Source organism: Marilutibacter chinensis (assembly GCF_021725675.1).
Taxonomy (GTDB): Bacteria; Pseudomonadota; Gammaproteobacteria; order Xanthomonadales; family Xanthomonadaceae; genus Marilutibacter; species Marilutibacter chinensis.
On sequence record NZ_JAKJPO010000003.1, the window covers coordinates 535,249 to 549,198 of the forward strand.

The 13,950-nt window shown below is 70.7% G+C and carries 8 protein-coding genes; 2 read left to right on the forward strand and 6 right to left on the reverse strand.

The window, feature by feature from the left end; translation table 11 throughout:
- Nucleotides 1-195: 195 nt before the first annotated feature.
- The 6 genes from L3V18_RS08070 to glyQ form a co-directional block, all read right to left on the reverse strand.
- On the reverse strand, nucleotides 196-1,260 hold the full coding sequence (locus L3V18_RS08070; protein WP_237054154.1) for a winged helix DNA-binding domain-containing protein: 1,065 nt from the start codon (nucleotides 1,258-1,260) through the stop codon (nucleotides 196-198).
- Nucleotides 1,257-1,970 carry an SIMPL domain-containing protein gene (locus L3V18_RS08075; RefSeq protein WP_237054155.1) on the reverse strand — a complete coding sequence of 238 codons (714 nt, stop codon included), beginning with the start codon at nucleotides 1,968-1,970 and terminating at the stop codon, nucleotides 1,257-1,259. Before L3V18_RS08075 ends, L3V18_RS08070 begins: the two co-directional genes overlap by 4 nt.
- 56 nt (nucleotides 1,971-2,026) lie before the next feature.
- Entirely contained in the window at nucleotides 2,027-5,914 is a 3,888-nt protein-coding gene (locus tag L3V18_RS08080) for a translocation/assembly module TamB domain-containing protein (protein ID WP_237054156.1), read from the reverse strand.
- Between the two features lie 2 nt (nucleotides 5,915-5,916).
- Nucleotides 5,917-7,734: an autotransporter assembly complex protein TamA gene (locus tag L3V18_RS08085; protein ID WP_255783883.1), complete on the reverse strand. Its 1,818-nt coding sequence runs from the start codon at nucleotides 7,732-7,734 to the stop codon at nucleotides 5,917-5,919.
- Between the two features lie 371 nt (nucleotides 7,735-8,105).
- Nucleotides 8,106-10,334 (reverse strand): glycine--tRNA ligase subunit beta, encoded by a 2,229-nt coding sequence (gene glyS, locus L3V18_RS08090; RefSeq protein WP_237054157.1) that lies wholly within the window; start codon nucleotides 10,332-10,334, stop codon nucleotides 8,106-8,108.
- The gene (gene glyQ, locus L3V18_RS08095; protein ID WP_237054158.1) at nucleotides 10,331-11,251 is read right to left on the reverse strand and encodes a glycine--tRNA ligase subunit alpha; all 921 of its coding nucleotides are present in this window, start codon (nucleotides 11,249-11,251) and stop codon (nucleotides 10,331-10,333) included. Before glyQ ends, glyS begins: the two co-directional genes overlap by 4 nt.
- 112 nt (nucleotides 11,252-11,363) lie before the next feature.
- Between glyQ and L3V18_RS08100 the strand changes: the two genes are divergently transcribed.
- Both L3V18_RS08100 and L3V18_RS08105 read left to right on the forward strand, forming a co-directional pair.
- Entirely contained in the window at nucleotides 11,364-13,178 is a 1,815-nt protein-coding gene (locus tag L3V18_RS08100) for a GspE/PulE family protein (protein ID WP_425493485.1), read from the forward strand.
- Nucleotides 13,175-13,909 carry a glutamine amidotransferase gene (locus L3V18_RS08105; RefSeq protein WP_237054159.1) on the forward strand — a complete coding sequence of 245 codons (735 nt, stop codon included), beginning with the start codon at nucleotides 13,175-13,177 and terminating at the stop codon, nucleotides 13,907-13,909. The genes L3V18_RS08100 and L3V18_RS08105 overlap by 4 nt, the downstream gene beginning before the upstream one ends.
- Nucleotides 13,910-13,950: the final 41 nt, after the last annotated feature.

Consider the following 13,950-nt stretch of genomic DNA (forward strand, 5'->3'; position numbering starts at 1 on the left):
TTGCTGCGCAAAACCTGGGCCCCGCCGTTGCGCTTCCACACACCTTTTCATGCCTGCGGAACGAATTGCCCCCTGACCCAGGGAGCCGGGGCTCCAGTCGTTGTGTCATAGCAGCAGCGTGAGCCGCGATGCGCTTTCATGGGAAGGCCCGATCGTGGCTTGCGCCCGCTCCTGCGGGTGCGTCTGCGACGCGACTCAGGACACGCTCCAGAAGCCGGCATGGCGCTTCGCCGCAGCCCGCAGGCCGCGCGTTTCCGCTTCGCCAAGCGGGCGGAACAGGGCCGGCTCGAAATCCCCTGCGACCGTGCGCGGCCAGGTGCCGGCGACGCGGCTGCCGGCGATGACGCAGGGCTGGATGATGCCGTTGATCGTGAACACCTTGCGGTGATGGTCGGCGTCCAGCACCGGCGTGCGGTCCTTGTAGCCGAGCAGATACTCGTCGAACGCGGGCAGCAGCAACACGTCGCGCCTCGTCGGCGAGCTTCCATCCGGCCCATCCTCCAGCCGCCAGTAGCGCGCGCCCCCGGCGTCGAATTCGACCGGTACGGCATCCGCCGCCTGCAATGCCGCCTGCGAGTCCTTCAGCGTCAACCCCGACCACCAGGCCAGGTCGTGGGCGGTCGCCGGGCCGTGGCCGAGCAAGTAACGGCGCCCGAGCTCGGCCAGCGCCGCGTCGCGCGGCATTGCGGACGCCGCCGCCAGCCAGGCCTCCTGCCAGACGAAGCCGGGCTGACGCCCGAGCCGCGGCCCCTGGCAGATCAGGCCTTCGGTCGCGAGCCGGTACAGGATGTGCAGGCCGCGACTGTTGCCGGTCGCGATACCCGCCGTTTCCAGCGCTTCGTAGAGCGCCGGCCTCGACACCGGTCCGCCATCGCGCAGTGCGCGCTCGAGCACGCGTCGGCAGGTCGCCAGGACCTTCGCATCCAGGCCGTACTCGCGTTCATGGCGTGCGCTGTCGCGGGCGAGCGCACGCGGCGCCAGCAGCGACTGCAACCAGCGCACGTCCTCGGCTGCGACGAAATGCAGGGTGCCGCGCATCGGCCAGGTGCGCACGATGCGGCCGGCCGCGATCGCCGATTCGACCGTGGCCGCGTCCGCCGCGCGCGTGCGCAGCCCGACGGCCCACAGCGCGGCGCCGTAGTCCTGCGCCTGCACCGCCAGCAGGCGCCGCACCGCCGCATGCGGATCGTCCGCCTGCGCGCCGACCAGGTGCTGGGCGCTGCGACGCGCGTGCAGCAGTTTCGCAAGCGCCGGACTCAACGCTGCAGCTCGAACACGGCGCTGACCGAGGCGCTGTACTCGACGCTCGGCTGGATGTAGCGCGCCCGCCGCATCCGCGACCCGGTGACCTCGATCCGGTCCAGCGCGTAGCCGCTGGCCTGCCGCGAACCGACGCTGTCGATGCTGTAGACCGGACCCAGACGGGTACCGAACGACCGTGCGACCTCGTCGGCCTCGCGGCGCGCGTCCTCGACCGCCCGCGCCTTGGCTTCGCGGCGCAGTGCATCGGCGCGCGAGGATTCGAACGCGACGTTGCCGATGCGGTCGGCACCGGCTTCCAGGCCGGCGTCGAGGAACTCGCCGAAGCGCCCGACGTCGCGCAGGGTCACGGTGACGCTGCGGTTCGCGTAATAGCCGTTGCTGACACGGAGGCCATCGTCGCCGAAGCTCACGTCCTCGCCGGCGTCGAGTCCGGACGCCTTCACGTCCTCGTCGGCGACATCGAAATCGCCGAGACGGTCGAGCAGCCGGTTCACCGCCGCGTCGACCGCCTGCTTGGCCGGCAACGGTTGCGCGGCGCGATCGGAAAACTCGAACTGCACCTCGACCCGGTCGGGCTTCGCGCTGACCTCGCCCTTGCCGGTGACGACGACATGCGGGGCATCCGGCAGCGGAGTACCGGCGACGGCGACGTTCAACGGGAACGGGGCGAGGACGGCGAGCAGAACGTACAGGCGGAACGGACGCATCGGCATGCTCCTTGTTGGACGATACGTCCGTGAACGGCCGCGAAGGCGGGTCGGGGTCATTTCTCCAGACGCCAGTTCAACGACGCCCGGTTCTCCTCGGAACTGCTTTCGATCTCGACGTCGAAGCCCAGGCCGAGCAGGTACTTGAGGGTCAGCACGGTACCGCTGCCGACCAGCGAGACGCCATAGCCGACGTACAGCCGCGGCGACAGCCGCTTTCCGAAGCCGAACACGCTGCCGAGCGTGCGGCTCTCCATCGCACCGGCATCGTCGAGGCCGATCTTGCTGCCCAGTTGCGAGGCCAGCACGCTGCCGCCGGCGGCGAGCGCGGCGTTGGCGGCGGTCAGCTGTTCGCTTTCGGCCGAACTGGTGCTCGACAGCGGCCGGCCGAGGGTCAGGTAGGCAAGTGCGTCGGACTGGGTGGTGGCCGGTTCCGACCAGACGTCCACGGTCGGCGCGCTGACCCGGCCGCCGATGTCGACGCCGGCAGTGACGTCGCCGATCTCGCGCACCGCGCGGATGTCGAGCAGCGGGTCCGAAACCGGACTGTTCGACCACCCCAGCGTGCCGCGCCTGATCGTCAGATCCTGGCCGTAGGCCTTGTAACGCCCGCTCACGTTGAGGGTGCCGGTGGCGAGCATCTCGCGACCGGGCCGCGCGCGCACCTGCATCCTGCCCCCGAGCTTGCCCTTGAGGCCGAAGCCGTTGAGGCGCACGTCGTCGCCGAGCACGATGCCGACGTCCAGATCGAGCGGCGATGCACCGCCGTCCTCGGGATCGGCCGGGTCCAGCACGACCACATCGTCGGAGGTCGATACGCCACCTTCCAGATGCTCGAGCTCGACCCGCGCGCTCGGCACGGTGACGGTGCCAGTGACCGTGATCGGCTCGCCGGCGGCGACCCGCACCCGCACGTCGGGGCTGGCGACCGCGTGGAGGTCGCGGGTGTCGGAGACCAGCACATCTTCCCCGTGCAGGTGCAGCTCCAGCGGGGGCCCGCCTTCGGTCCAGCCGAGCACGCCGTCGACGTGCAGCGGGCCGTTCTCGCCGTTGCCGCTGCTGACCTGGCCCTCGATACGTGCACTGCCGTCGCCCTGGGCGATCAATCGCACGTCGCCGTCGTGCAGCAGCAGACCGAGCGCGGGCAGCTCGGTACTGAACCCGCTCAACCGTGCCTGTCCGCCCATGCGCGGGTCGCCGCGCGTGCCGGTCAGCGAGATGCGGCCTTCGAGCAGCCCCTTGGGTTCGACGATGTCCGGCGAGAACAGCTCCAGCCAGACCAGTTCGTCGATGTTGAAGCTCAGTTCGCCGTCCAGTGGCGCGTAGTCGTCCCAGCCGGTGCTCAGGCGCGCGTCGAGGCGGCCGTCCTCGTTGATCACCGAAGCCAGTGTCGCTTCGATCCGGCGCGGATCGAAGCGGGCGTCCAGCCGCAAGTCCCGATAGTTCAGCGGTTCGTTCCCGCCGCGTCGGCGGAAGCGCGCGCCGCCGCTGGCCGAGGTGACCCGCAGCTCGCCCTGCCATGCATTGCCGGCCGGCCGCAGCTGCGCATCGATCGCGATCTCGCCGCGCAGGAACCACGGCCGGCCGTCGGCACGCTCGGGCAGATAGGTTTCGATCAGGCTCAGCGGCAGGCCGTCGCCGTCGACGCTGACACCGCGGCGCGGCCAGTCGGCCTGCATGCACAGCGCGCCGCCGGCGCTGGAAGCGAAGCAGCCGTGTTCGAGCTGCCCGTTGCGCCCGTCCCAGCCGAATGCGACCGGCTGCTGCAACTGCCACGAGGCGCCGCGTGTCGGCGCCAGCCGCAGGGAATCCAGGCGCCCCCGCCAGGCCGCACCGCGTTTGTCCATTTCGCCGGACAACGCCAGCGTGCCGATTTCGCCCTGCACATCGGCGTCCAGCGCCAGCGCCTCGACCGCGCCGCGCGCATCCACCCGCACGCTGTCGAGCACGACGCCCAGCTGCAGTCCGCCGGCACGCAACGCGAGTTCGCCGTTGCCGCCGCGCCAGGGCAGCCGGCCCCGCACGCTCAGGCTGTCGGCGCGGTAGTCGCCCCAGGAAAGGCCGCTGCCGTCGAGATCGGTGCTGATGTCCGGCGCATCGCGGGGCCCCTGCAGCGCCAGCGTACCCTGCAGAGTGCCGGCGGCGTCGGGCAGCAGATCGGACAGGCGCAGCGGTGCAAAACGTGCGTCGACGTCGAGATCGTCGGCAAGCCGCCCCTCCGCCTCGATCCGGCTGCCGCCGAGCGACAGCGCCAGCTCGCCTTCGTAGGCTTCGCCGTCGATCCGCAGCCGACCCCGCCCGTCCAGCGGGCGGTCGCGCAGGCGGCCGCCGAGGTCTTCGATGTCGATGGTCGCCTGCACGCCCCGGTCGCCGACCGAACCGGTGCTGGCGAGACGGCCGTCGACCGCGCCGCGCCAGTCGGTGAGGAAGTAGCCCGGGTCGAAGCCGGCCAGCGTCGCCTGCAGATCCCACCCCGGCTCGGGCACCCATGCCACTTCGCCGCCGACGTCGAGCCGGCCGGTCGGCATCGCGACCTCGAACGTTTCCAGGCGCATGCGTCCGGCGTCGCCACGGCCGTCCAGGCGCACCTGCGCCCGTTCCCCGTCGCGGGTGAACGTGGCCGTACCGATCGCGGCCCAGTCCTCCACGGTGCCGGCGATACCGAGGTCGGCGTCGGCGGCGATCGCCGGTGCATCCGGATCGCCGGTGGTCGCGCCGCCCCAGCTCAGGCCGCGTGCGTTCACCGCGAAGCGGATGCGGCCGCGCTCGCTGCCGGCCTGCGGATCGTTGAAGTCCGCCTTGCCGCGCGCGCTGATGCGGCCGCCGAAAGCCTCCAGCAGCAGCGGTTCGGCCTCGATGACCTGGTTCTCCACGCGCAGTTTCGACGACAGGATGCGCAGCGCCAGATCGCCGCGCTGGAAATCGCCCTCGACCGCCATCGCGCCGCCGACGCCGTCGACCTCCAGGGCCGCCGCCAGCGGCGTGTCCGACGGCGCATCGCCGGCCAGCAGTGCCGGGTCGAGCGCGCGCGCATCGGCCCGCAACCGCCACCGCGGCGTGTCGCGCCCCTGCAGCGTCAGCGTCGCCCGCAGCGGACCGGGCACCGCGCCGGCGACACCGACGTGCATCTTCGCCAGGTCGCCGCGGGCGACCAGGCCGATCCGCGCCGGCGTGCGCCCGGCCGGCGCCGGCAGCACCGCGGTGGCGACCAGGTCGGTGCGGTAGTAGTCGCGGGGCAGGTAGTCGCCGTGCACGCCGAAGCGGCCACGATCGCTGTCGACGTCGAGCCGCTCGATGTGGAGCCGTCCCTCGTCCGCGTCGAGGCCGCCACGCACGCTGTGCACGTCGATCAGCGGCTCGCCGTTGCGACTCACCTTCAAACCGTCGATGCGGATGTCGTCCGCACGCAGTGCGAGCGGCGGCGCGATCTGCGGCAGCAGGTCGGGCCAGCTCGGCAGTTCGAACGGCTCGTCCGAATCGGGCAGATCGAGGCTGGCGTCGCTCAGCTCCATCGCATCCAGCTGCACGCGCTTGCCCAGCAGCGGCTGCAGCGCAGGATCGATCACGATGCGGCCGGCGCTGAACGTGGTCGTGCGCGGGTGCTCGCAGTCCGGATAACGCACCGGCTGTCCGTCCTCGGAGGGACAGCCGCGGCTGACGAAGCGCACGTCGTGCAGCACCATCGGTCCGCGTACCGGTCCCTCGGCCCTCGACCACGTCAGTTCGGTGCCCTCGGGCAGTCGCGCCTGGATCTGTCCGAGCAACAGCTCGCGACCGCCGATCGTGGTCAGCAGCCAATACAACGCTGCCAGCAGCGCCACCGCCAGCCCGCCGATCACCAACGCGCCGCGGATGGCGAGCCAGCGCACCCGCGCGCGCCGCCGCGCACGCAGCTCGGCGATTCGGGCCTCGTGCGGATCGGTGCGGTCGGCGCTCTGGTTCATGCTCACAGGTCCGCGCCGATGTTGAGGTAGAACTCGTAGGACGAGTCCGGATCGTCCAGGCCGGTGGCGATGTCCAGCCGCAGCGGCCCGACCGGCGAGATCCAGCGCAGGCCGATGCCGACGCCCGTGCGCCAGTCGGGGGTGTCGTCGAACGCGCTGCCGCTGTCGACGAACACCGCGGCGCCCCAGCTGTCGTTGAAGTAGTGCTCGTACTCGACGCTGCCGGTGATCAGGTTCTTGCCACCGGTGTAGTAGCGACCGTGGTCGGTCTCGACGCTGGGTCCGACCTCGTTGGTCGCGTAGCCGCGGATGCTGCGGTCGCCGCCGGCGTAATAGCGCAGACTCGGCGGCATGTTGACCAGGTCGTCGGTGAAGGTGTGGCCGGCCTCGGCGCGGGCGATCAGCCGGTCCCGTTCGCCGATGCCGCGGTACCAGCGCAACGAGCCGTAGGCCTGGGCGAAGTTGGCGTCCGAGCCCAGCGCCTCGGCGCCGGCCTTCAACTCGACCACCGCGGACACCGCGTCGCGGGGAAACAGTGTGTTGTCGGCATCGACATAGGCCGCGCGCAGCGCCGGATAGGCGAAGGTCGCGTACTGGTACGCCGGCATCGTCAGCGCGCCGTCGCCATCATCGGCGGTGAAGTAGCGCCAGCGCTCGCGCAGCAGGTGCATCGACGCGGTCGCGGTCCAGTAGCGGTTGATCTGGCCGGTACGGCTGCCGATGAACTCGACCCGGCGCGAATCGATGTAGTCGCTCTGCTCGTCGGCCAGCCGGCCGCTGACGATGTACCAGCCGTCGCGCCAGGCGAACGCGGGGATCCGGTACTGCACGGTCACCGCCTTCTTGTACTGGGCCCAGTCGATCTGGGTGTTGAGCTTGTGGCCGCGGTCGTTGAGGTAGCGGCGCTCCAGGCCGAGCCGGATGCCGGCGCCATCGAGCGTGCTGTAGCTGACGCCGGCGGTGTAGACGCTGCGCTTGGCCGGGGTCAGGGTGACCTGGACCGGTACCCGTCCGTCGACCGCCTTGTCCGGCTGCGGCACGATGTCGATCCCGGAGAAGTAGTCCAACCGCGACAGCGATTGGCGGAAGCGGTCGAGCTTGCCCTGGTGGTAATAGCTGCCCTCTTCCCAGTAGACCATCTGCTCGAGCAGCGAGTCGCGGATGATCCGTTCCGGCTCCTGCGAGAAGGTGATCGGCCCCATGTCGTAGCGGCGCCCGCTCTCCCAGACCAGGTCGATGTCGGCGGCCTGCTCGGCACGGGTGACCTCGACCCGGCGCGACAGGAACTCGGCGTCGAAGTAGCCGCGCTCCGCGAGACGGCGGGTGATCCGGACCTTGCTCGCCTCGTAGGTCGGGTGCACGAAGGTCTCGCCGATCGCCGGCTTGAACGCGGCCAGGTCCTCCTTCAGGTAGCGGTCGCGCGCGCCCTCGCCGATGATCGCGATGTCCGAGCGGCGCACCTTGACCGTCTCGCCGGGATCGACCGTGATCGTCACCGACACGGTGCCGTTGTCGCGCCGGCGCTCGACGGTGATCTGCGGATCGTAGTAGCCGAACGGCTCCAGCGCCTTGCGGGTCTCGTCCTCGGCCTGGCGGACCATGTAGCCGAGTCGCCGTCCGCTCAGCTCCTCGCCCTTCGCGTCGACCAGCGACAGTCCCAGTTCGACGTTCTCGGTCATCGTCTCGTCGAGGCCGACGATGGTGACCGTACCGACCCTGGCCGCAAACGCGGCACCACAGAAGCCGGATGCGGCGAGCGCGATGGCAATGGCGAACGTCCGGCCCTGGCGTGGACGCGGGCTCGGCGCGGACCGGGCCATCGCGGCCGGAGAAAGTGAACGGGCAGGCATGCGGCGAGCATACCGGGCGGCCATCAAGCCTCCGTTAACGGATGCTGGCGGCAACGTTCCCGGACTCCGACAACCACGATCGCGGGCGCCCATTTCTTAGCAGCGGCGTCAGCCGCGATTCCCGGGCCGCGCCCGGGAATCCCCAAAGTTTGCTGCGCAAACCATGGGCCCCGCCGGTGCGCTTCCATACCCCCATTCGCGCTGCGCGCGAATCGCCCCCTGACCCGGGCGGGAGCGGCGTGAGCCGCGATGAGGCCTTCCCGCAAGAACCGATCGCGGCTTACGCCGCTCCTACGAAGTACGAAGAAGCGGGTCCGGGGCGGTGCGCCCGCCCCCGGGGTTCAGATCGACAGGTGCTCGATCGCGGCGACGCTGCCCAGGCGCTCGCCCAGCCGGCGCAGCAGGGCCAGGCGGTTGGCGCGCAGCCGCGCGTCCTCGACATTGACCATCACCGCGTCGAAGAACGCATCGACCTGCGGCCGCACCCGCGCCATGTGGGCGAGCACCGTCATGTAGTCGCCCTTGCGCAAGGCCTCGGCGGTCTCGCCGTACAGCGCTTCGACCGCTTCGGCCAGCGCGCGCTCGGCCGGCTCGGCCAGCAGCGCCGGATCCTCCATCCGCGGCACCTCGACATCGGCCTTCTTCAGGATGTTGCCGATGCGCTTGTTCGCCGCCGCCAGCGCCGCCGCCTCCGGCAGCGCGGCGAAGGTGCCGATCGCGTCGATGCGACGGTCGAAGTCGTACAGCGACTTCGGCTTCAGTTCCGCGACCGCATTGAAGTGCTGCACCGGCACGCCCTTGTCGGCGTAGTAGCCGCGCAGGCGGTCGAGGATGAAGTCGTAGAGGTCGCGAAGACTTTCCATCCCTGGCTTGGAAACAGTAATTGTATCGCTGCCTAGATCAACTGCTATCCGCTCTTCCTTCAGAGAAGCCAGTCGGGCATAGAAGTGCATTCGCAAGCTGAACTCAGCACGAGCCTTTTCTAGCTCAATGGCCGCGCGAGTTTGGAACAAAGCCTGCTGAAGGAACTTGAAGAGGTCCAAATCAAACCCGCTTTCAATGACCGTCCGCGCCAGCCCCAGCGCGTTGCGGCGCAGCGCGAACGGATCCTTGTTGCCGGTCGGCCTGAGCCCGGCGGCGAAACCGCCGGCCAGGGTGTCCAGGCGCTCGGCGATCGCCAGCACCTTGCCGGCCGGGGACAGCGCGATGTCGTCGCCGCCGAAGCGCGGACGGTAGGCCTCGTCGATCGCGTCGGCGACGGCGACCCGGTCGTCGTGCGGCAGGTCGTCCAGCGCGGCGTCCTGCATCGCGTAGTAGCGGCCGGCGATGCCCTGAAGTTCCGGGAACTCGTTGACCATCCGCGACTGCAGGTCGTTCTTCGACAGTTCGGCGGCACGACGCACCAGCGCCGCGTCGGCTCCGACCTGCGGCGCGATCGCCTCCGCCAGCGCGACCACGCGCGCGACCTTGTCGGCGACGCTGCCGAGCTTCGCCTGGTAGGTGACCTGCTTCAGGCCCTCGCCCATCGCGGCCAGGCCCTGCTTCATGTCCTCGACGAAGAAGAACTTGGCATCGGCGAAGCGCGGCCGGATCACCCGCTCGTAGCCCTTGCGGACCTCGGTCTCGTCCTTCGATTCGATGTTGGCGATGCCGACGAAGTGCTCGCTCAGCCGGCCGTCCGGATCCAGCAGCGGGAAGAACTTCTGGTTGGCCTCCATCGTCGCGACCAGCGCCTCGGCCGGCACCGCGAGAAACTCGGGCTCGAAACCGCAGCGCACCGCGACCGGCCATTCGACCAGGCCGTTGACCTCCTCCAGGTTGCCGGCGTCGATGCGGGCGCTGCCGCCGACCGCCTTGGCCGCAGCCTGGACCTCGGCGACGATGCGCGCGCGGCGCTCGTCCGGATCGGCCAGCACCTTCGCGCCGCGCAGGAACTCGACGTAGTCGTCGGGCGTGCTGAACCAGACCGGCTTGTCGTGCATGAACCGATGGCCGCGGCTCATGCGGTCGCTGCGCACGCCCAGCAGTTCGGCGTCGACCACGTCCTTGCCGTGCAGCACGACCAGCCAGTGCACCGGGCGGGCGAACCCGTAGTCGTGGCCGCCCCAGCGCATCGGCTTGGGGATCGGCATCGCGGCGACGGCCTCGCGCAGGATCTCCGGCAGCAGCGCGGCAGTGCGCAGGCCCGGCGTCACCGAGCGGTGGACGAAGCGCTCGCCCTTGTTGTCGGTGGTGCGCTCGAGCTGTTTCCAGTCGACCCCGGCCTTGGCCGCGAAACCCTGCAGCGCGCGGGTCGGCAGGCCGTCGGCATCCAGCGCGATGTTGAGGTAGGGACCGGGCACCTCGTTGTTCTGCTGCGGCTGCTCGCCGGCCACGCCGGGCAACAGCACCGCCAACCGGCGCGGGGTGTACAGCGGCTTCGCGCCATCGGCGTCGACCTCGATGCCGCGCTTGCGCAGGCCCTCGACGACACCATCGAAGAACGCCCGTGCCAGCCCCGGCAGCGCCTTGACCGGCAGTTCCTCGGTGCCGAGTTCGATCAGCAGCGGTTGCAGACCGGTCGCGCTCATGCCGCCACCTCCTGGCCCGACGGCTGTTTCAGCCCGGGAAAGCCGAGCTTCTCGCGCTGCGCGTGGTAGGCCTCGGCGACGCCCTGGGCGATCCTGCGCACCCGCAGGATGTAGCGCTGGCGCTCGGTCACGCTGATCGCACGGCGCGCGTCGAGCAGGTTGAAGCTGTGGCTGGCCTTGCAGACCTGGTCGTAGGCCGGCAGCGGCAGCTGCAGTTCGATCAGCCGCTGCGCCTCGGCCTCGCAGGCGTCGAAGCGGCGGAACAGTTCGGCGACGTCGGCGTGCTCGAAGTTGTAGGCGCTCTGCTCGACCTCGTTCTGGTGGTAGACGTCGCGGTAGGTCACCGGCGTGCCGTCGGGGCCGTGGGTCCAGACCAGGTCGAACACGTTGTCGACGTTCTGCAGGTACATGCACAGGCGCTCGAGGCCGTAGGTGATCTCGCCGAGCACCGGCCGGCATTCCAGGCCGCCGGCCTGCTGGAAGTAGGTGAACTGGGTCACCTCCATGCCGTTGAGCCAGACCTCCCAGCCCAGTCCCCAGGCGCCGAGCGTCGGCGACTCCCAGTTGTCCTCGACCAGGCGCAGGTCGTGCACCAGCGGATCGATGCCCAGCGCCTTGAGCGATTCGAAGTACAGCTCGACGATGTTGTCGGGCGACGGCTTCATCACCACCTGGTACTGGTAGTAACGCTGCAGGCGGTTCGGGTTCTCTCCGTAGCGGCCGTCGGTCGGACGGCGGCAGGGCTGCACGTAGGCGGCGTTCCACGGCTCCGGCCCGAGCGCGCGCAGGAAGGTCGCCGGATGGAAGGTGCCGGCGCCGACCTCGAGGTCGAGCGGCTGGATCAGCACGCAGCCCTGGCCGGCCCAGTACGCGTTGAGGCGCTGGATGAGTTCCTGGAAGGTCGGGGCGTCGGACATGCAGACAGGAGCCTGGCAGGAGGGCGCGCTAGTATAACGACCCCACCCGCGCGCAGCCGGCGTTCGCGAACCCGCGGCCGCGGCGCGCATGCGTTCGAGGAACGAACCGCGAATGACCCGCATGCAGCCCCCCACGTCAGGCACCCCGCACCCGCAGCACGGTTCGCGGTTGCCGCCCGGCCGCCTGACCCTGGAGCGGGTCGCCGCGGCGCTGGTCGAGGACGGCCTGGTCGGCGCCGGCGACGTCGAGCGCGTGCAGCTGCCTGCGGGCGCCCGCCATGCCAGCGAGGTGCATCCGCTGGTGCTGTTGGCCGGCATGAAGCTCGAATCCGGGCTCGCGCCAGGGACCGAGCTCAACCTCGAGCGGTTGACCCAGTGGCTGGCCGACATCACCGGGCACCGCTACCTGCGGATCGATCCGACCCGGGTCGACGTCGCCGCGGCGACCGCGGTGGTCTCGCACGCGTATGCGCGCCGCCACCGGATCCTGCCGCTGGCGGTGACGCCCGAACGCGTGCTGGTCGCGACCAGCGAGCCCAATGCGACCGCCTGGCTGGAGGACGTCCGCCACCTGACCCGGCGCGAGGTCGAGCTGGCGGTGGCCAACCCGCTCGACCTGCACCGCTACACGATGGAGTTCTTCGGCGTCAGCCGCTCGGTGCGCGGCGCCGACGACGGCCAACAGGCGTCGAAGGGCCTGCCCAGCTTCGAGCAGCTGGTCGAGCTCGGCCGGGTCGGCGAGGTCGGCGCCGACGACCAGCACATCGTCCATATCGTCGACTGGCTGCTGCAGTACGCGCACGAACAGCGCGCGTCCGACATCCACATGGAGCCGCGGCGCACGGTCGGCCGGGTGCGCTTCCGCATTGACGGGGTGATGCACAAGGTGTTCGAGATGCCGCCGCCGGTGATGACCGCCGCGATCAGCCGGATCAAGGTGCTCGGGCGGATGGACCTGGGAGAGCGCCGGCGTCCGCAGGACGGCCGCATCAAGACGCGCTCTCCCGGCGGCCGCGAGGTCGAGATGCGGCTGTCGACGATGCCGACCGCGTTCGGCGAGAAATGCGTGATGCGCCTGTTCGATCCGGACACCGCGCTCAAGAGCGTCGACCAGCTCGGCTTCAGCGCCGCCGAGGCTGCCGGCTGGAACGCGCTGGTGCAGCGGCCGCATGGCATCGTGCTGGTCACCGGCCCGACCGGTTCGGGCAAGACCACCACGCTGTACGCGACGCTCAAGCAACTGGCGACCGACGACGTCAACGTCTGCAGCGTCGAGGACCCGATCGAGATGATCGCGCCCGAGCTGAACCAGATGCAGGTGCAGCCGGCGATCGACCTGGACTTCGCCAGCGGCGTGCGCACCCTGCTGCGGCAGGACCCGGACATCATCATGATCGGCGAGATCCGCGACCTGGAGACCGCCCAGATGGCGGTGCAGGCGGCGCTGACCGGCCACCTGGTGCTGTCGACCCTGCACACCAACGATGCGCCATCGGCGGTGACCCGCCTGCTCGACCTCGGCGTGCCGCACTACCTGATCGCCTCGACCCTCAACGGCGTGCTCGCGCAGCGGCTGGTGCGCACCCTGTGTCCGCATTGCAGGCACGCTGGCGCACTGGCAGCGGACGACTGGACCCCGCTGCTCGGCGCCGATGCCGAGCCGCCGGCCGATGCCACCCCGCACGCCGCCGAAGGCTGCCTGGAATGCCGCAACACCGGCTATCTCGGCCGGGTCGGCCTGTACGAACTGCTGACCCTGACACCGGCGCTGCGCGCGATGGTGCGTCCGGGCATGGACCTGGATGCGTTCACCGCCGCCGCGGTCGCCGACGGCCTGCGTCCGCTGCGGGTCGCCGGCGCGGAGAAGGTCGCGCGCGGTCTGACTACAATTGCCGAAGTCGTCTCCGTCCTGCCTCCCACCGAATGACCACCCCGTTCCTGATCGTCGAGACCGGCCAGCCGGTCGCATCGCTGCGCCGCCACCGCGGCTTCCCGCACTGGATCCGCGTCGCCGCCGGCCTGCATCCGGACGACGCGATGGTGGTCAACGTCGAGGCCGGCGAGGTGTTGCCGCCGCACGATGCCGGTCCCGGCTTCAGCGGGGTGATCGTGACCGGCTCTGCGGCGATGGTCAGCGACCGCGCCGACTGGAGCGAGCGCACCGCGGCCTGGCTCGCCGATGCCGCGCAGGCGCGGGTGCCGGTGTTCGGTATCTGCTACGGCCATCAGCTGCTGGCGCACGCGCTCGGCGGCGAGGTCGGCGACCACCCCCGCGGACGCGAGATGGGCACGGTCGAGATCCACAAGGCCTCCGCTGCCGACGGCGACCCGCTGTTCGGGACGCTGCCGGATGCGTTCCCGGCCCAGGCCACGCATCTGCAGAGCGTGCTGCGGGCGCCCGACGGCGCCACCGTGCTGGCCCACAACGGTCACGAACCCTGCCACGCGTTCCGCTGGGGCGACCGCGCCTGGGGCGTGCAGTTCCATCCCGAGTTCAGCGTCACCCACATGCGCGGCTACATCCGCGCGCGCCACGTCACGCTCGCCCGCGAAGGCCGGGACCCCGCGGCGCTGCTCGGCGCGGTCGGCGCCACCCCGCACGCGCGCCGCGTGCTGCGCCGCTTCGTCCACCACGCGCGGGGTCTGCACCGGGCCTGATCCCCGCCAGCGGTCGAGGAACGCGGCGGCAAGATCGGCTA

Coding starts and splice junctions, on each gene's coding strand:
- L3V18_RS08075 (WP_237054155.1), bottom strand. CDS start 1,970: ATGCGTCCGTTCCGCCTGTACGTTCTGCTCGCCGTCCTCGCCCCGTTC.
- L3V18_RS08080 (WP_237054156.1), bottom strand. CDS start 5,914: ATGAACCAGAGCGCCGACCGCACCGATCCGCACGAGGCCCGAATCGCC.
- L3V18_RS08085 (WP_255783883.1), bottom strand. CDS start 7,734: ATGGCCCGGTCCGCGCCGAGCCCGCGTCCACGCCAGGGCCGGACGTTC.
- glyS (WP_237054157.1), bottom strand. CDS start 10,334: ATGAGCGCGACCGGTCTGCAACCGCTGCTGATCGAACTCGGCACCGAG.
- glyQ (WP_237054158.1), bottom strand. CDS start 11,251: ATGTCCGACGCCCCGACCTTCCAGGAACTCATCCAGCGCCTCAACGCG.
- L3V18_RS08100 (WP_425493485.1), top strand. CDS start 11,364: ATGACCCGCATGCAGCCCCCCACGTCAGGCACCCCGCACCCGCAGCAC.
- L3V18_RS08105 (WP_237054159.1), top strand. CDS start 13,175: ATGACCACCCCGTTCCTGATCGTCGAGACCGGCCAGCCGGTCGCATCG.